The organism is Pseudomonas sp. C9-3 (assembly GCF_032392015.1).
In the GTDB taxonomy this organism is placed as follows: Bacteria; Pseudomonadota; Gammaproteobacteria; order Pseudomonadales; family Pseudomonadaceae; genus Pseudomonas; species Pseudomonas nitroreducens.
Genome location: NZ_CP135919.1, coordinates 3,641,812 through 3,659,476, shown reverse-complemented (window position 1 = coordinate 3,659,476; position 17,665 = coordinate 3,641,812). Strand labels below are relative to the sequence as shown.

17 protein-coding genes are annotated in these 17,665 nt (G+C 65.7%); 12 read left to right on the top strand and 5 right to left on the bottom strand.

Annotated features, from left to right (window positions below):
• Positions 1 to 39: 39 nt before the first annotated feature.
• Positions 40 to 1,434: a Si-specific NAD(P)(+) transhydrogenase gene (gene sthA, locus RS899_RS16550; RefSeq protein ID WP_024766684.1), complete on the top strand. Its 1,395-nt coding sequence runs from the start codon at positions 40 to 42 to the stop codon at positions 1,432 to 1,434.
• Between the two features lie 42 nt (positions 1,435 to 1,476).
• On the opposite strand, the gene RS899_RS16545 is transcribed toward sthA, so the two are convergent.
• From RS899_RS16545 to RS899_RS16535, 3 genes are read right to left on the bottom strand one after another with little or no spacing between them, the layout of a single operon-like run.
• Positions 1,477 to 2,199 (bottom strand): glycerophosphodiester phosphodiesterase, encoded by a 723-nt coding sequence (locus RS899_RS16545; RefSeq protein ID WP_024766683.1) that lies wholly within the window; start codon positions 2,197 to 2,199, stop codon positions 1,477 to 1,479.
• Complete coding sequence (locus tag RS899_RS16540; RefSeq protein ID WP_054911329.1) at positions 2,196 to 2,528, bottom strand: hypothetical protein; 333 nt, start codon at positions 2,526 to 2,528, stop codon at positions 2,196 to 2,198. Before RS899_RS16540 ends, RS899_RS16545 begins: the two co-directional genes overlap by 4 nt.
• A complete protein-coding gene (locus RS899_RS16535; RefSeq protein WP_064979852.1) occupies positions 2,525 to 3,100 on the bottom strand; it encodes a PilZ domain-containing protein in 576 nt (191 codons plus the stop codon). The genes RS899_RS16540 and RS899_RS16535 overlap by 4 nt, the downstream gene beginning before the upstream one ends.
• A gap of 124 nt (positions 3,101 to 3,224) precedes the next feature.
• Here RS899_RS16535 and RS899_RS16530 point away from each other — a divergent pair, with 124 nt between their 5' ends.
• The 3 genes from RS899_RS16530 to RS899_RS16520 are packed head-to-tail and all read left to right on the top strand — an operon-like array spanning position 3,225 to position 6,419.
• Entirely contained in the window at positions 3,225 to 4,478 is a 1,254-nt protein-coding gene (locus tag RS899_RS16530) for a lipoprotein-releasing ABC transporter permease subunit (protein WP_045211653.1), read from the top strand.
• Entirely contained in the window at positions 4,471 to 5,160 is a 690-nt protein-coding gene (lolD, locus tag RS899_RS16525; protein ID WP_024766679.1) for a lipoprotein-releasing ABC transporter ATP-binding protein LolD, read from the top strand. The genes RS899_RS16530 and lolD overlap by 8 nt, the downstream gene beginning before the upstream one ends.
• An 11-nt stretch (positions 5,161 to 5,171) precedes the next feature.
• Complete coding sequence (locus RS899_RS16520) at positions 5,172 to 6,419, top strand: lipoprotein-releasing ABC transporter permease subunit (protein WP_315807612.1); 1,248 nt, start codon at positions 5,172 to 5,174, stop codon at positions 6,417 to 6,419.
• 145 nt (positions 6,420 to 6,564) lie between these two features.
• On the opposite strand, the gene RS899_RS16515 is transcribed toward RS899_RS16520, so the two are convergent.
• Positions 6,565 to 7,095, bottom strand: a complete 531-nt coding sequence (locus tag RS899_RS16515) for a DUF2062 domain-containing protein (RefSeq protein WP_054910766.1) — start codon at positions 7,093 to 7,095, stop codon at positions 6,565 to 6,567.
• A gap of 162 nt (positions 7,096 to 7,257) precedes the next feature.
• On the opposite strand from RS899_RS16515, the gene RS899_RS16510 reads away from it, so the two are divergent.
• The 8 genes from RS899_RS16510 (at position 7,258) to murB (ending at position 14,112) form a co-directional block, all read left to right on the top strand.
• Positions 7,258 to 9,468: a DNA internalization-related competence protein ComEC/Rec2 gene (locus tag RS899_RS16510; RefSeq protein WP_315807611.1), complete on the top strand. Its 2,211-nt coding sequence runs from the start codon at positions 7,258 to 7,260 to the stop codon at positions 9,466 to 9,468.
• 71 nt (positions 9,469 to 9,539) lie between these two features.
• Complete coding sequence (locus RS899_RS16505; protein WP_315807610.1) at positions 9,540 to 10,175, top strand: MotA/TolQ/ExbB proton channel family protein; 636 nt, start codon at positions 9,540 to 9,542, stop codon at positions 10,173 to 10,175.
• Complete coding sequence (locus RS899_RS16500; protein WP_045211644.1) at positions 10,172 to 10,621, top strand: ExbD/TolR family protein; 450 nt, start codon at positions 10,172 to 10,174, stop codon at positions 10,619 to 10,621. Before RS899_RS16505 ends, RS899_RS16500 begins: the two co-directional genes overlap by 4 nt.
• Positions 10,621 to 11,619, top strand: a complete 999-nt coding sequence (lpxK, locus tag RS899_RS16495; protein WP_315807609.1) for a tetraacyldisaccharide 4'-kinase — start codon at positions 10,621 to 10,623, stop codon at positions 11,617 to 11,619. Before RS899_RS16500 ends, lpxK begins: the two co-directional genes overlap by 1 nt.
• 58 nt (positions 11,620 to 11,677) lie before the next feature.
• A complete protein-coding gene (locus tag RS899_RS16490; protein WP_009621404.1) occupies positions 11,678 to 11,863 on the top strand; it encodes a Trm112 family protein in 186 nt (61 codons plus the stop codon).
• 4 nt (positions 11,864 to 11,867) lie between these two features.
• Positions 11,868 to 12,632 (top strand): 3-deoxy-manno-octulosonate cytidylyltransferase, encoded by a 765-nt coding sequence (gene kdsB, locus RS899_RS16485; RefSeq protein ID WP_315807608.1) that lies wholly within the window; start codon positions 11,868 to 11,870, stop codon positions 12,630 to 12,632.
• Positions 12,632 to 13,096: a low molecular weight protein-tyrosine-phosphatase gene (locus RS899_RS16480; protein ID WP_315807607.1), complete on the top strand. Its 465-nt coding sequence runs from the start codon at positions 12,632 to 12,634 to the stop codon at positions 13,094 to 13,096. Before kdsB ends, RS899_RS16480 begins: the two co-directional genes overlap by 1 nt.
• Entirely contained in the window at positions 13,093 to 14,112 is a 1,020-nt protein-coding gene (gene murB / locus RS899_RS16475; RefSeq protein WP_315807606.1) for a UDP-N-acetylmuramate dehydrogenase, read from the top strand. The genes RS899_RS16480 and murB overlap by 4 nt, the downstream gene beginning before the upstream one ends.
• A 275-nt stretch (positions 14,113 to 14,387) precedes the next feature.
• Here the strand turns inward: murB and rne are convergent, their stop codons facing one another.
• Positions 14,388 to 17,573: a ribonuclease E gene (gene rne / locus RS899_RS16470; protein WP_315807605.1), complete on the bottom strand. Its 3,186-nt coding sequence runs from the start codon at positions 17,571 to 17,573 to the stop codon at positions 14,388 to 14,390.
• Between the last annotated feature and the right edge of the window lie 92 nt (positions 17,574 to 17,665).

Sequence of the window (17,665 nt, the reverse complement as noted above, 5' to 3'; positions counted from 1 at the left end):
CGCCAAGCGGGCGCCCCGGCCTGTTCTGAAGGAGTACGCATGGCTGTCTACAACTACGACGTGGTGATTCTCGGCACGGGCCCGGCAGGCGAGGGGGCGGCGATGAACGCCTCCAAGTACGGGCGCAAGCTGGCGGTGGTGGACAGCCGTCGCGTGGTCGGCGGCAACTGCACGCACCTGGGCACCATCCCGTCCAAGGCGCTGCGTCACTCGGTGAAGCAGATCATCGAGTTCAACACCAACCCGATGTTCCGCCAGATCGGCGAGCCGCGCTGGTTCTCCTTCCCGGACGTACTGAAAAGCGCCGAGCGGGTGATCTCCAAGCAGGTTTCCTCGCGCACCGGCTACTACGCGCGCAACCGCATCGACATGTTCAACGGCACCGCCAGCTTCGTCGATGAGCGCACTGTCGAAGTCGTGACGCCCAGCGGCGCCGTGGAGCGCCTGGTGGCCGACCAGTTCGTCATCGCCACCGGTTCGCGCCCGTATCGTCCCTCGGACATCAACTTCAATCACCCGCGCGTCTACGACAGCGACACCATCCTCTCGCTGAGCCACACCCCGCGCCGTCTGATCATCTACGGAGCCGGCGTGATCGGCTGCGAGTACGCCTCGATCTTCAGTGGCCTGGGTGTGCTGGTAGACCTGATCGACACCCGCGACCAGTTGCTCAGCTTCCTCGACGACGAGATCTCCGATGCGCTGAGCTATCACCTGCGCAACAACAACGTGCTGATCCGTCACAACGAGGAATACGAGCGCGTGGAAGGCCTGGACAACGGGGTGATCCTGCACCTGAAGTCCGGCAAGAAGATCAAGGCGGATGCCCTGCTGTGGTGCAACGGCCGTACCGGCAACACCGATCGCCTGGGCCTGGAAAATATCGGCATCAAGGTCAACAGTCGCGGCCAGATCGAGACGGACGAGAACTACCGTACTTCGGTCTCGAACATCTATGCCGCGGGCGACGTGATCGGCTGGCCGAGCCTGGCCAGCGCCGCTTACGACCAGGGCCGTTCCGCCGCCGGCAACATCGTCGAGCACGATGGCTGGCGCTTTGTGAATGACGTGCCGACCGGCATCTACACCATTCCGGAGATCAGCTCCATCGGCAAGAATGAGCAGGAACTGACGGTCGCGAAGATTCCCTACGAGGTAGGCAAGGCCTTCTTCAAGGGCATGGCCCGCGCGCAGATCTCCAACGAGCCGGTAGGCATGCTGAAGATTCTGTTCCACCGCGAGACCCTGGAGATCCTCGGCGTGCATTGCTTCGGCGACCAGGCTTCGGAGATCGTCCACATCGGCCAGGCGATCATGAACCAGCCGGGTGAGTTGAACACCCTGAAGTACTTCGTCAACACCACCTTCAACTATCCGACCATGGCCGAAGCCTACCGCGTAGCGGCGTTCGACGGCCTGAACCGGATTTTTTGAAATACCCCGACCGGCGGCCTGAGCCGGTCGGGGGGAACCTGCTCAGCGATTCCCGATCGTGGCAGTGGCCAAACCGGGAAAGTCTGTGATCAGGCTATCCACGCCAAAATCGGCGAGCCGGCGCATCAGGGCCGGCTCGTTGACCGTCCAGACCGACACATGCAGCCCCTGCTTCTGCGCTTTCAGCAGGCGCTCCGGGGTGCACAGCATCCAGTTCAGCGCCAGCAGATCGCAGCCGTAGTGCGCGGCGACCTTCAGTGGGTCGAGCCAGGCGTATTCGGCCACCAGCCCGCGTGACAGGTCCGGCGCCAGTTCCTCCAGCGCGCGCAGCACCGTGCGCGAGCTCGATGTCACGGTAATCCGGTCGCGCAGACCGAAACGGCCCACCAACTGGTGGATCGCTTGTACCGTGCGGCTGGCACGATCCTTCGACGCGCTTTTGACTTCCAGCTGCCAGTGTTCGAACTCGCAACGCTCGAACAGCTCCGCCAGGCGCGGGATCGGGCAGGGGCGCAACCAGCCGGGGCCGCCTTCGCGGGCGTCCATGGTCACCAGGTCATCCGCCAGTTGCTCGGAGACCTTGCCGCGGCGACCGGTAGTGCGCTTGAGCGTCGGGTCGTGGATGACCATCAGCTCGCCGTCGCGGGACAGGTGCAGGTCCAGCTCACAACGCTTCACGCCGTGCTCCAGGCAGTGCAGGAAGCTGTTCAGGGTGTTTTCCGGTGCTTCGCCTTTGGCGCCGCGATGGCCATAGATCAGAGTCACTGGGGCTCCTTGGGAGTCGGTGAAAGGTCCTTGAGGTACTGCGAGCGGTGCTGGCGGACGGCATCGACCACCACCCCGCTCTCGAAATAGACGCTGAATTCGCGGTAGTCCCAGCGGGTGATCGGTGGCTTGCCCACCGCCGGGTGTTCCTCGTCCGGCAAGCCGAAGCGTTCCAGCACGGCTTTCTGGCTCTCGCCGCGGTTCGGCAGCACGATATGCGGATCGCCCTGGTCGCCCACGGGTATCGAGAGGGTATCGGCCAGCAGTGGCAGCGGGGTGACAAGGCTCAACAGGAGCAGCAGGTAGCGCAAGCAGATGCGTTTTTTCATTCTTCGCGGGCCTTGGCCTGCCGGCGCTCCAGTGCCTGGCGCTGGAGGATGTGACGAGCCAGCAGCTGACGCGGGGCGTCGCCGAGCATCTCGAATTCGGTGCCGATCTCGTAGTCGCCCTCGGCTTGCTGTTGGCAGTGGGTGACCTTCGCGCGCAGCAGCAGGCCCAGACCGTGGGGTAGCAGGACGATCTTCAGCGCCAGGTCCTGGCCGACCGGGAGCGGCTGGGCATCGCGGAAGTTGATGCCGCCTTCGGATAGCGTCACCCGGCGCGCCGGGCCGATCTCGCTGAGCAGGCTCTGGGTGAGCGCCTGGGCGATCAGGTCGATGCGCTTGTTCATCACCTTGAGATAGCTGGCCAGGGGGCGGTCGCGTTCGTGAATATGCCGCAGCAGGTGCTGCGACTCGAAGTCGGCCAGGTGCAGGTCGCTGAGCAGATTGAACAGCGCGGAATCATCCTGAAGCACTTCTTGCGACTGGATTTCGTCCTCGCGCAGCGGGCGAAATTCCAATGCGAGCGTATCTTCAATACGATAGTATTCGCGGCGGTTATCCGCGTCTGGAGTGGACATGGCGAACCCACGGCGGCAGTGATGGTCTGAGTGTAAAGCCGCCTGCCCGGCCTCGCCACACGGAAGTCGCACGCCAGAAGGATCTGACGCTCGACGCACTCTTCATCTTCTCAATCGGCCCCTCATGTTCAGACCACTTTCCGTCTACATCGGAACGCGCTACACACGCGCCAAACGCCGCAGCCACTTCGTTTCCTTCATTTCGCTCACATCCATGATCGGACTCGCGCTGGGCGTGGTGGTGATGATCGTGGTTCTGTCCGTGATGAACGGCTTCGACCATGAGATGCGTACCCGCGTGCTGGGCATGGTGCCCCACGCCACGGTCGAGTCCTACCAGCCGATTTCCGACTGGCAAGGCATCGCCGGGCAGATCAAGACGCAGCACCCCAACGTGCTGGAGGTCGCGCCCTTCATCCAGATGCAGGGCCTGCTCAGCGCCGGCGGCACAGTGCAGAAGGTGCTGATCAACGCCGTCGACCCGAACGAGGAGAGCAAGGTCTCGATCATCGACCAGTTTTTCCAGGAAGGTTCGCTGCAGAGCCTCAAGCCCGGCGAGTTCGGCATCCTGATCGGCGACAAGGCGGCGAAGAACCTCGGCGTGAAACTGGGCGACAAGGTCACCTTCATCGCTCCGGAAGTCTCGGTCACGCCGGCGGGTATGTTCCCGCGCATGAAGCGCTTCACCGTAGTCGGCACCTTCCACGTCGGCGCCGGCGAGCTGGACGGCTACGTCGCGATGGTCCACATCGACGACGCGGCGCGCATGCGCCGCCTCAAGGAAGGCCAGGTCGAAGGCCTGCGCCTGAAGCTCGACGACCTGTTCCAGGCGCCGCGCACTGCCTGGGAAATTGCCCGCACCCTGAAGGGCAACGACTACTTCGCCCGTGACTGGACCCGCAGCCACGGCAACCTGTACCAGGCCATCCGCATGGAGAAGTCCATGATCGGCCTGCTGCTGTTGCTGATCGTCGCGGTCGCCGCGTTCAACATCATTTCCACCCTGGTGATGGTCGTCACCGACAAGAAGGCCGACATCGCCATCCTGCGCACCCTGGGCGCCACGCCGGGGCAGATCATGGCGACCTTCATGGTCCAGGGCACGGTGATCGGCGTCATCGGCACCTTCATCGGCGGCGTGCTGGGCATCCTCGCGGCGCTCAACGTCAGCTCGGCCATCGCCCTGCTGGAGCGGTTGCTGGGCCACAAATTCCTCAACGCGGACGTCTATTTCATCGATTACCTGCCCTCGCAACTGATGAGCGAGGACGTGATCCTGGTCTGCAGCGCCGCGTTGATCCTGAGTTTCTTCGCCACCCTGTATCCGGCCTGGCGTGCGGCGCGCACCCAGCCCGCGGAGGCATTGCGTTATGAGTAACAACGATCAGGCCGTCCTGAGCTGCCGCGACCTCGGCAAGCGTTACGAGGAAGGCCCGCAGTCGGTCGAAGTGCTGTCCAACGTGCAGCTGGAACTGCTGCCCGGCGAGCGCGTGGCCATCGTCGGCAGCTCCGGCTCGGGCAAAAGCACCCTGCTGAACATGCTTGGCGGTCTCGATACGCCCAGCACCGGCAGCGTCTGGCTGGCCGGCGAGCAGCTGTCGGCGCTAAACGAGAAGCAGCGCGGCCTGCTGCGCAACCGCGCGCTGGGCTTCGTCTACCAGTTCCACCACCTGCTGCCGGAGTTCACCGCGCTGGAGAACGTCTGCATGCCGCTGCTGATCGGCAAGACGCCGATCCCCGAGGCACGTCAGCGCGCCACCGCGCTGCTGGAGCGCGTGGGCCTGGGGCATCGCCTGAGCCACAAGCCGTCCGAGCTGTCCGGCGGCGAGCGCCAGCGCGTGGCCATCGCCCGCGCCCTGGTGAACACGCCCAAGCTGGTGCTGCTCGACGAGCCTACCGGCAACCTCGACCAGCATACCGCCCACGGTATCCAGGAGCTGATGCTGGAGCTGTCGCAGTCCCTGCGCACCGCCTTCCTGGTGGTGACCCACGACACCCACCTCGCCCAGCAGATGGACCGTGTGCTGCGTCTGGAGGAGGGTCGGCTGGTCGCCGCCTGAGGGATACCGGAATGTTCAGACCCCTGTCCGTCTTCATCGGCACCCGCTACACCCGGGCCAAGCGGCGCAACCACTACATCTCGTTCATTTCCCTGACCTCGATGATCGGCCTCGCCCTGGGCGTGCTGGCAATGATCGTGGTGCTCTCGGTGATGAATGGCTTCCAGAAGGAAATGCGCTCGCGGATCCTCGGCATGGTCCCCCATGCTGTGCTGCAGAAGACCAGCGGCCCGCTGGACGACTGGCAGCATGTGGCCGAGGTGGCGAAGCAGAACCCGAAGATCGTCGGCGCGGTGCCCTACACCGAGGTCGACGGCATGCTCTCCTATAAGGGGATGATGCAGCCCATCGAGGTGGATGGCGTCGACCCGGCGCTGGAAACCCAGGTGTCGATCATCGGCCAGCACATGGTTCGAGGCAGCCTGGACGGCCTCAAGGCTACCGAGTTCGGCGTGGTCATCGGCGAGATCACCGCGCGGCGCTTCCACGTCAATGTCGGCGACAGCCTGCTGCTGATCGTGCCGGAGCCGAGCACGGCGCCCGGCGGAATCACCCCGCGCATGCAGCGCCTGAACGTGGTCGGTATCTTCAAGGTCGGCGCCGAGTTGGACAGCACCCTGGCGCTGATCCACGTAGACGACGCCGCCAGCCTGCTGCGCTGGCAACCGGGCCAGGTACAGAGTGTGCGCATCGCCCTGAAAGACCTGTTCCAGGCGCCGGAAGTCGGTGCGGCCATCGCCAAACAGTTGGGCGACGACTACCGCTCGGTGGACTGGACCCACACCCAGGGCAGCCTGTTCAGTGCGATGAAGATGGAAAAGACCATGATCGGCCTGCTGCTGTTGCTGATCGTTGCGGTCGCCGCCTTCAACATCATCGCCACACTGATCATGGTGGTGGCCGACAAGCGCGCGGATATCGCCATCCTGCGCACCCTGGGCGCCACGCCGAAGCAGATCATGGCGATCTTCATGGTGCAGGGCACGGTGATCGGCCTGATCGGCACCGTCATCGGCTGCGTGCTGGGCGTGCTGGCGGCGTACAACGTCACCGCCATCGTCTCGACCCTGGAGCGCATCGCCGGCACCCACGTGTTCAATTCGGATATCTACTTCATCAACTACCTGCCGTCCGACCCGCAGATCAGCGATATCGTCCTGATCTGCGTCGCCGCGCTGTCGATGAGCTTCCTCGCCACGCTGTACCCGGCCTGGCGCGCGGCCTCGACCCAGCCGGCGGAATCACTGCGCTACGAGTGATTCATCGGCCCATGAAAAAGCCGCCCCTCGGGGCGGCTTTTTCGTTTCAGGGATCACCCTAAGAGCGAACTTGCTCGCGAACAAACCTGTCCACGGCTCCGGGGCTTGGCGGTTCGCGAGCAGGCTCGCTCCTGCAAGGAAGTGCCTAAAGCCCGCGCTGCAGATTCCGCAGCGCCCGACGCCGCCGCCAGCTACGGCCGATCCACCAGCGCCAGTACCCCTCAGTGAGCAGGTAACCGAGAAGGCCGACCAGGATGCCGCAGATCACCGAGCCCAGCAGGAAGGGCTGCCAGAGCAGCGACAACTCGCCGCTGATCCACTCCCAGGTCAGGTGCTCGGGCAGGGCGCGCGCCGGAATGCCCATCATCCAGGCGCCCATCTTGTAGGTGCAGTAGAACACCGGCGGCATGGTGATCGGGTTGGTCAGCCAGACCAGCCCGACCGAGATCGGCAGGTTGGCCCGTACCCAGACGGCCAGCGAGGCGGCCAGCAGCATCTGCAGCGGGATCGGGATGAACGCGGCGAACAGCCCCATGCCCATGGCGCGGGACACGGAGCGGCGATTCAGGTGCCAGAGGTTGGGCGACTGGATCAGCGGTCCGAGAAAGCGCAGGCCCTTGTGGTTCCTGATGCTCTCCGGATCCGGCATGTAGCGCTTGAAGATTCGGCGCGGCATGAAGGAAATCTCTGGCAGACGGACGACGCCACATTATGCCTAGCTAGGTGACAGTCATTCGTTGCCAACTATGTCCGTGTGTAACCGCCGCCGGCCTGTCGGATCGGTGGTCGTGCGAGGCCTCGGTGGCGCTGGGGGATAAAGTCGTTGCCACGTGCAGGGATGTTCGCTCTGGCCCTGGGACTGCTGGCGCTGCGCTGGCTGCCGGCGCTTCCATCCGGTTGGGTTCTGCTGCTTCTCGCACTGTGCGCTTTGCCTCTGTTGTTCACTCGCGGCTACTTCGTCGGGCTGTTCCTGCTCGGCTTCGCCTGGGCCTGCCAATCGGCCCAGTGGGCGCTGGATGACCGGCTGGCGCCGGAGCTGGACGGCCGCACGCTGTGGCTGGAGGGCAGGGTAGAGGGCCTGCCGGATCGTTCGGGGCCTTCAGTGCGCTTCGTGCTCTCCGAGGTTTCCAGCCCGCGCGCGCAGGTTCCGGCAACACTGCGCCTGTCCTGGTTCGGCGGGCCGCCGGTAGAAGGCGGCGAGCGCTGGCGGCTGGCGGTGAAGCTCAAGCGTCCCCATGGCATGGCCAATGGGGCGGGCTTTGACTATGAGGCCTGGCTCACTGCCCAGCGTATTGGCGCCACCGGCAGCGTAAAGGATGGCCAGCGCCTGGAAGCCTCCAGCGGCCCGCGCGCCTGGCGTGAGGCCTGGCGCCAACGCTTGCTGGCAGTGGATGCCCAGGGTCGCTCCGGCGCACTTGCCGCGTTGGTACTGGGCGACGCTTCCGGCTTGACCACGGCGGACTGGCAGATCCTGCAGGACACCGGAACATTGCACCTGATGGTGATTTCCGGCTCACACATTTCTCTGCTGGCGGGCCTGCTCTACGCCGTCGTGGCGGGGCTGGCGCGCCTGGGCTGCTGGCCATCCCGTGTGCCCTGGTTGCCCTGCGCCTGCCTGCTGGCTGCCAGCGGCGCCTGGGCCTACAGCCTGATGGCGGGTTTCGAAGTGCCGTTGCAGCGGGCCTGCATCATGGTCTCCATCGTCCTGCTGTGGCGCCTGCGTTATCGCCATCGCGGCCTGTGGACGCCATTGCTCGGCGCGTTGCTGGCCGTGCTGGTAGCTGAGCCGCTGGTGGTGTTGCTGCCAGGATTCTGGTTGTCCTACGCGGCGGTCGCTTTGCTGATCTTCGGCTTCTCCGGCCGCCTGGGGCGCTGGACGGCCTGGCGCACCTGGTTGCGCGCGCAGTGGCTGATGGCGATCGGGTTGTTGCCGGCGTCCATCGCGCTAGGCCTGCCACTGAGCATTTCCGGTGTCGCCGCCAACCTGATTGCCGTGCCCTGGGTGGAGCTGGTCGTGGTTCCGCTCGCCCTGTTGGGCAGTCTGGCGCTGGGGATTCCCTGGTTGGGCGAGGCCCTGCTGTGGGTGTCCGGCGGCCTGCTGGAGTGGCTGTTCCGCCTGTTGGGCTGGATGGCCGAACTGGCACCCGCCTGGCAGCCGGTTGCGACCCCGACCTGGACGCTGCTACTGGCGATGCTCGGTGCGCTCCTGCTGCTGGCGCCGGCGGGAGTACCGCTGCGCTCGCTCGGGCTGGCGATGTTCCTGCCGGTGTTCTGGCCGACCATTCCGCTACCCGCGCCGGGCATGGCTGAGATCCGCGTACTGGACGTGGGGCAGGGGCTTTCGGTGCTGATCCGTACCCGCAGCCAGACCTGGCTCTACGACACTGGTGCGCGCAATGGAGATTTCGATATCGGCGAGCGAGTGGTGGTGCCGACCTTGCGCAGTCTTGGCGTCGGCAAGCTCGATCTGCTGATGCTCAGCCATGCGGACAATGACCATGCCGGCGGCGCGGTGGCGGTAAAGCGCTCGCTCCGGCCTGCGCAGGTCATCAGTGGCGAGCCGGAAAGGCTGGCGCCAGAGCTGCAGGCGCAACCTTGCCGAATCGAGGAATGGACTGTCGATGACATTCGCCTTTCCAGTTGGACGTGGGCAGGCGCCAGGGAAAGCAACGACCGCTCCTGCGCGCTGGAGGTCGAAGCCAATGGCGAGCGCATCCTGCTCACTGGCGATCTGCCGCAATCCGCCGAACTGGCTTGGCTGGCGGCGCATCCGGATGAACACATCGATTGGTTGCTGGCCGGGCACCACGGCAGCCGCAGCTCCTCCGGGCCGGCCTTCCTGCGAGCGATCCGGCCGTCCACGGCGATCATTTCCCGCGGCGCCAACAACCCCTACGGGCACCCGCATCCGTCGGTCGTCGAGCGCTTCCGCGCGCTGGGCATCCGGATTCAGGATACGGAGGAGCGGGGCGCGCTGGTCCTGACCCTCGGTGCCCATGGCGAGCTTGGGGGAGTGCGGGAAGGCGCACATTTCTGGCAGGAAAATTGAGCCTCGGGCGGTCGGCTCGCCACGGCCCCTGTGCTAGAGTGGCGCCACTTTTTTTCAGGGGATTCACCACTGTGTGGGAACTGGTCAAAGCTGGCGGCTGGATGATGCTGCCGATCTTGCTGAGCTCCGTCGCTGCCATGGCGATCGTCGCCGAACGTCTCTGGACCCTGCGCTTGGGCCGCGTGGCCCCGCCGCAGTTGCTCGGCCAGGTGTGGAAGCAGATCAAGGACAAGAAGATGAACAGCCAGGCCCTCAAGGACCTGCGCGCATCCTCCCCGCTGGGTGAAATCCTCGCCGCCGGCCTGGCCAACTCCAAACACGGCCGCGAAATCATGAAGGAGTGCATCGAGGAAGCCGCCTCCCGCGTCATCCACGAGCTGGAGCGCTACCTCAACGCCCTGGGCACCATCGCCGCCATGGCGCCGCTGCTCGGCCTGCTGGGTACCGTGTTCGGCATGATCCAGATCTTCAGCGCCTTCATGGGCGACGGCATGGCCAACGCGCCGATGCTCGCCGGCGGCATCTCCAAGGCCCTGATCACCACCGCGGCCGGCCTGATCGTGGCGATCCCCGCAGTGTTCTTCCACCGTTACCTGCTGCGCCGCGTCGATGAGCTGGTCATTGCCATGGAGCAGGAAGCCATCAAGCTGGTGGAAGTGACCCAGGGCGACCGCGAAGTCGACTTCGTCGAGGAAGGCAAAGCGTGAAATTCCGCCGCAGAGCGGGCGGAGCGGCCCGCGAGGACGTCTTCATCAACCTGGCGTCGCTGATCGACGTGATCTTCGTGCTGCTGCTGTTCTTCGTGGTCGCCACCTCGTTCACCAAGCCGTCGCAGCTCAAGGTCGAGCTGCCCGAGGCGGTCAGCGGCACGCCGCCCGAAGCCACCGAGATCAAGCAGCTGGAAATCTCCATCAGCCTCGAGGGTCACTACGCGCTCAACGGCCAGAGCCTTGCGCGCGACGACCTGGAAAACCTGATGAACGCCATGCAGCGCGAATCTGCCGGCGACAACAGCCTGCCGGTGGTGATCACCGCCGATGGCAAGGTGGACTACCAGTCCGTGGTCACCGCGATGGATGCCGCAGGCAAGCTGGGCTTCACCCACCTGCGCATCACCACCATCGAGTCCCGGGCGGACAAGAAGACCCCCTGATGGCGTTCTCCGATCGCCTGCTCGACGCCTGGTACAAGGGCCACCCGGCCCTTGCCCTGCTCAGGCCGCTCGAACTCCTCTACCGGCGAGTAGCCCAAGGCCGCCGGCAGGACTTCCTCTCCGGCGCCAAGCCGGCCTATCGCGCGCCGGTGCCGATCATCGTGGTCGGCAACATCACCGTCGGCGGCACCGGCAAGACGCCGATGATCCTCTGGCTGATCGAGCACTGCCGCGCCCGTGGGCTGAAGGTCGGCGTGGTCAGCCGCGGCTACGGCGCCAAACCGCCGCAGACGCCCTGGCGCGTGCGCGCGGAGCAGTCGGCAGCAGAGGCGGGCGACGAGCCGCTGATGATAGTGCGCCGTTGCGGCGTGCCGCTGATGATCGACCCGGACCGCTCCAGCGCAGTGCGCGCACTGCTGGCCGAAGAACCGCTGGACCTGATCCTCTGCGATGACGGCCTGCAGCATTACCGCCTGGCCCGTGACCTGGAGTTGGTGCTGATCGACGCTGCGCGCGGACTGGGCAACGGCCATTGCCTGCCCGCCGGGCCGCTGCGCGAGCCGGCCGAGCGCCTGGGTGAAGTTGACGCCGTGCTGCATAACGGCGCGCCTAGCGACCCGCCGGGTGCCTTCTCCTTCGTCCTGCGACCATCTGCCCTGATCAACCTGGCCAGCGGCGAACGCCGTGGCGTCGAGCATTTCCCCGCCGGTCAGGCACTCCATGCCCTGGCCGGCATCGGCAACCCGCAGCGTTTCTTCACGACGCTCGAGGCGCTAAACTGGCGGCCGATTCCGCATCCCTTCCCCGACCATGCGGCCTTTACCGCCGAGCAGCTGCGCTTCACGCCGGAACTGCCGCTGGTCATGACCGAGAAGGATGCGGTGAAATGCCGGTCCTTCGCCGCGCCCGACTGGTGGTACCTCGCCGTCGAAGCGCAGCCCTCGCCGGCCTTCGTCGCCTGGTTCGACGCCCAGCTCGAGCGCCTGGTCGCCCGCTGATTCGACGTCGTAACCTGCGCCGCCAGCTTTCAATCCTTTCAAGCTCAAGGAACGCACCATGGACCCGAAACTCCTCGATATCCTCGCCTGTCCGCTGTGCAAGGGCCCGCTCAAGCTCACCGACGACAAGTCCGAGCTGATCTGCAAGGCCGACGGCCTGGCCTACCCGGTGCGCGACGGCATCCCGGTGATGCTCGAAGGCGAGGCGCGTACCCTGAACGTCGACGAGCGTCTGGACAAGTAATCCCATGAGCCAGGCCTATACCGTCGTCATCCCCGCGCGCTACGCCTCCACCCGCCTGCCCGGCAAACCGCTGCAGGACATCGCCGGCAAGCCGATGATCCAGCATGTCTGGGCGCAGGCCGGCAAAAGCTCGGCCACCCAGGTGGTGGTCGCCACCGACGACCAGCGCATCTTCGATGCTTGCCAGGGCTTCGGTGCCCAGGTGGTGCTGACCCGCCCCGACCACAACTCCGGCACCGACCGCCTGGCGGAAGTGGCCGACGCGTTGGGCCTGGCCGACGACGCCATCGTGGTCAACGTGCAGGGCGACGAGCCGCTGGTGCCGCCGTCGATCATCGACCAGGTGGCGGCCAATCTTGCGGCGCATCCGGAGGCTGGCATCGCCACCCTGTGCGAGGAAATCCATGATCCGGCCGCGCTGTTCAACCCGAACATCGTCAAGGTGGTCAGCGACAAGAGCGGCCTGGCACTGACCTTCAGCCGCGCCACGCTGCCCTGGGCGCGCGATGCCTTTGCCGTGGATCGCGAATCGCTGCCGGCCAACGTGCCCTACCGCCGCCACATCGGCATCTACGCCTATCGCGCGCGCTTCCTGCGTGATTTCGTGGCCTGGGGGCCGTGCTGGCTCGAAGACACCGAATGCCTGGAACAGCTGCGGGCGCTCTGGCATGGCGTGCGCATCCATGTGGCGGACGCCCTGGAAGCGCCGCAGGCCGGCGTCGATACCCCGGAAGATCTGGAGCGCGTGCGGCGCATCCTGGGGGCCTGATGAAGGTCCTGTTCGTCTGCCTGGGCAATATCTGCCGCTCTCCCACCGCCGAAGGCGTGTTCCGCCACAAGGTCCGCGAAGCGGGCCTTGTGGATCGGGTGGAGATCGATTCGGCCGGTACTGGTGACTGGCATGTCGGCAAGGCGCCGGATGCGCGCACCCGTGCCGCGGCGCTGCGCCGTGGCTATGACCTGTCCGGCCTGCGGGCGCGGCAGGTCAGCGCGGCGGATTTCTCCCGCTACGACCTGGTGCTCGCCATGGACAACGCCAATCTGCGTGACCTGAAGCGGCTGCGCAGCAGCGGCGGCAAGGCCGAATTGGACCTGTTCCTGGCTCGCTACGATCTGGAAATCGACGAAGTCCCCGATCCGTACTACGGCGGCGAGGATGGTTTCGAGCAGGTGCTGGACCTGGTAGAAAGGGCCTGCGATGGCCTGCTGACGGAAGTGAAGGGGCGCCTGTGACGCTGCAACTGCAAGAACGCATTTCCCTCAAGCCCTACAACACCTTCGGTGTCGAGGTTGCGGCACGCTGGTTTGCCCAGGCCCACGACGACATCGAAGTGCGCGAAGGTATTGCCGCTGCTGCGCAGAAAGGGCTGCCGCTGCTGGTGATCGGCGGCGGCAGCAACCTGCTGCTGACCCGCGACGTCGAGGCGCTGGCGCTGCGCATGGCTTCCCGCGGCGTTCGCGTCCTCAGTGATGATGGCGAGCGTGTGGTGGTCGAGTCGGAAGCCGGCGAGGTGTGGGACGACTTCGTGCGCTGGACCCTGTCCCAGGGCTTCGCAGGGCTGGAAAACCTCAGCCTGATTCCGGGTACCGTGGGCGCTGCGCCCATGCAGAACATCGGTGCCTATGGTGTGGAGATCAAGGATGTGTTCGCCGGCCTGACCGCGCTGGACCGCCAGACGGGCGAGCTGCGCGAGTTCGACCTGGAGGACTGCGCCTTCGCCTACCGAGAGAGTCGCTTCAAGCGCGAGCCCGGTCGCTGGCTGATCCTGCGTGTGCGCTTCGCCTTGAGCCGTGTGGCAAAACTGCACCTGGACTACGGTCCTGTGCGTCAACGCCTGGACGAGGAGGGCGTGACCGCGCCGACGGCGGCCGATGTCTCGCGGGTGATCTGCGCGATTCGTCGCGAAAAGCTCCCGGACCCGGCCGTGCTGGGCAATGCAGGCAGCTTCTTCAAGAATCCGGTGGTGTCCGCGGATCAGGCAGTGGCCCTGCGTCAGCGCTACAGCGACCTGGTGGCCTACCCGCAGGGTGACGGCCAGAGCAAGCTGGCCGCTGGCTGGCTGATCGACAAGGCAGGCTGGAAGGGCTTCCGCGAAGGTGCTGCTGGCGTCCACGCGCAGCAGGCGCTGGTCCTGGTCAACTACGGCGGCGCTACCGGGTCGCAGTTGCATGATCTGGCGCTGCGCATCCGCACTGACATCCAGCAGCGTTTTGGCGTGGAGCTGGAGATGGAGCCGAATCTCTACTGAGATTGCTTCAGATGGAAAAGGGATGCTTCGGCATCCCTTTTTTGTGCCTGTTCACCAGCGCAAATCAGGGCGGCGCCTTGTAGGAGCGAGCTTGCTCGCGAACCGTCCCTAGCTGCTGAGTCAGGCCGAACGCAGGAGCGGGTTTGTCCGCGATATCGGCACGACGGCGAGCCAATCGCGGACAGGGTCCGCTCTTACTCAAAGGGGGAGGTTACGCATTGAGGGCAATAAAAAAGGGGATGCCTAGGCATCCCCTTTTTCATGCTCGGAAGCTATCAGCTGTGGTGTTTCTCAACCACGGTACCTTCTTCCTCGGTCTTCTCGGCCTTGCCGCCTTCAACCTGTTCGGCAGCCGGCTCGGCCTGCTCTACGGATTGTGCTTCGGCTTCATTCACCGCCTCGGCCACAACGGTCTCGGCAGTGACGTCGACAGCCGGTTCGGCCACGACTTCAGCTTCGACGACGGCAGCTTCCTCGATCACCGCTTCGACAACCGGAGCCTGCTCGACCTGCGGGGCAGCAGCTGCAGCAGCGGCGGCTTCGCGGGCCAGGCGCTCCTGACGACGGCGCTCGCGCGGGTCGTTGGAAGCGCGGCCGGTAGCGTTGGCCGGAACGGCCGGGGCGGCCTCTTCGGCAGGTGCCGGAACAGCAGCCGGGGCTTCTTCGGCAGCGGCCGGAGCTTCTGCCTTGGGCTCTTCGACCAGTTGGGCGACGGCTTCGATCACGGCTTCAGCTGCCGGGGTCGGCGCTTCTTCCGCAATGGTCTGCTCGGTAGCCACCACTTCAACGGGCTCGACCGGCTCGGCAGCCTGATCGGCGGGCTTGGCCAGGAACTCGATGGTCTGCTCCAGGGCGCTCTCGGTGCGAACGGCCTCGACGACGCCGGACTCGACCGCAACGGTCTCGACCTGGGCTTCGGCAGCCGGTTGCTCCTGCTCGCCAGCAGCTTCGGCTACGGCAACGGCGGTAGCGGCGGCAGCGACCATGGCGGCGGGCGACGGAGTGTCGGAAGCAGCCTGCTCGGCAGTGCCTTCGGCGCCAGTCACTTCACCTTCAACACCATCCACGCCGGCTTCACGCTGGCGCTCGCGGCGGTTGCTGCGGCGGCGCTGGCCACGGGAGCGGCGACGCGGACGCTCGTCATCCGAACCTTCGTCGTCCTGTTGCTCCAGCAGTTCCTCGTTCGGCAGCTCTTCTGCCTCGAGGGCGGCCGCATCGCGAGCCTGACGGTCTTCACGTGGTTGACGCTCTTCACGGGGCTGACGCTCGGCGCGCTCGCCACGCTCACCGCGAGGCTGGCGCTCTTCGCGCGGCTGGCGTTCTTCACGCGGTTGACGCTCGGCGCGCTCGCCACGCTCTTCGCGGGGCTGACGCTCCTCGCGCGGCTGGCGCTCGGCGCGTTCTTCACGCGGCTGGCGTTCTTCGCGGGGCTGACGTTCGGCGCGCTCTTCACGCGGCTGGCGTTCCTCGCGCGGCTGACGCTCGGCACGCTCTTCGCGCGGCTGACGCTCCTCGCGGGGTTGGCGATCTGCACGTTCTTCGCGCGGCTGGCGCTCTTCGCGGGCCGGGCGTTCGGCGCGGTCGCCGCGCTCTTCGCGACGACCGCGTTCTTTGCGCTCGTCATCACGGCGACCGCCGTCACGACCGTCGCGGCGACGATTCTGCTGGCGGCCGTTGCGACGCTCGCCCTGGCCTTCGCTGCGCTCGGTAGCCGGTTTCTCGGCGACCACCGGGGTCGGCTCCGGCTTGCTGCCGGCGAACAGGCCCACCAGCGACTTCACCAGGCCCTGGAACAGGCTCGGCTCAGGCATGGGTTTGGTGGCTTCGGCAACCGGTGCTTCGGCGGCGGTCTGCTGCGGGGCAGGGGTCTGCGGGGAAACGGTCTTCACCGCGGCTTCCTGGCGAACCAGGGTGCGGGTGGCGCTGACCGGCTGGACTTCCTCGTGCTCTTCCGGGGCCATCTCGTAGCTGGCGTGGCCGGACAGCAATTCGGGGTTGTCGTCGCGCAGGCGCTGGACTTCGAAGTGCGGAGTTTCCAGGTGGTCGTCCGGCAGGATGAAGATGCGTGCACGGGTACGCAGCTCGATCTTGGTGATGGCGTTGCGCTTCTCGTTGAGCAGGAAGGCGGCAACCTGGAACGGCACGCGCGCACGAACTTCGGCGGTGCGGTCCTTCAGGGCTTCTTCCTCGATCAGGCGCAGGATGGCCAGCGACAGGGACTCGACGTCGCGGATGATGCCCTGACCGTTGCAACGCGGGCAGACGATGCCGCTGGTTTCACCCAGGGACGGACGCAGGCGCTGGCGGGACATTTCCAGCAGGCCGAAGCGCGAGATGCGGCCGACCTGGACGCGGGCACGGTCGGCTTCCAGGGCTTCGCGGACGCGTTCTTCCACGGCGCGCTGGTTCTTCGCCGGGGTCATGTCGATGAAGTCGATGACGATCAGGCCGCCGATGTCACGCAGACGCAGTTGGCGGGCGATTTCCTCGGCCGCTTCCAGGTTGGTCTGCAGGGCGGTTTCCTCGATGTCGCCGCCTTTGGTGGCGCGCGCCGAGTTGATGTCGATGGACACCAGGGCTTCGGTCGGATCGATGACGATGGAGCCGCCCGACGGCAGCTTCACTTCGCGCTGGAAGGCGGTTTCGATCTGGCTCTCGATCTGGAAGCGATTGAACAGCGGTACGCTGTCCTGGTACAGCTTCACCTTGCTAGCGTACTGCGGCATGACCTGCTGGATGAAGTTCAGGGCTTCTTCCTGGGCGTCGAGGCTGTCGATCAGCACTTCGCCGATATCCTGGCGCAGGTAGTCGCGGATGGCGCGGATGATGACGTTGCTTTCCTGGTAGATCAGGAACGGGCCGCTGCGCTCACCGGAGGCTTCCTTGATGGCGCCCCACAGTTGCAGCAGGTAGTCCAGGTCCCATTGCAGCTCTTCGGAGCTGCGGCCCAGGCCCGCGGTGCGGACGATCAGACCCATGTCGCCGGGAACGGTCAGGCCGTTCAGGGCTTCGCGCAGTTCGTTGCGCTCTTCACCCTCGATGCGGCGGGAGATGCCGCCAGCGCGCGGGTTGTTGGGCATGAGCACCAGGTAGCGGCCGGCGAGGCTGATGAAGGTGGTCAGGGCGGCGCCCTTGTTGCCACGCTCTTCTTTCTCGACCTGGACGATGACTTCCTGGCCTTCGCTCAGGACGTCCTTGATGTTGATGCGGCCTTCGGGGTTCTTCTTGAAGTATTCGCGGGAGATTTCTTTGAGGGGGAGGAAGCCGTGGCGTTCGGCGCCGAAGTCGACGAATGCAGCCTCGAGGCTCGGCTCGATGCGGGTAATGCGGCCCTTGTAGATGTTGGCCTTCTTCTGTTCGCGTGCGCCGGACTCGATGTCCAGGTCGAACAGGCGTTGGCCGTCTACCAGCGCTACACGCAACTCTTCGGGTTGAGTCGCGTTGATCAGCATTCTTTTCATGTAGTACCAATGGTTTCCGGGGCCACCGGAAACGGCGATCGGCACACACGACTCTCACGGTCGGTGCTAAGGCACGTACTCAGGAATGGCGG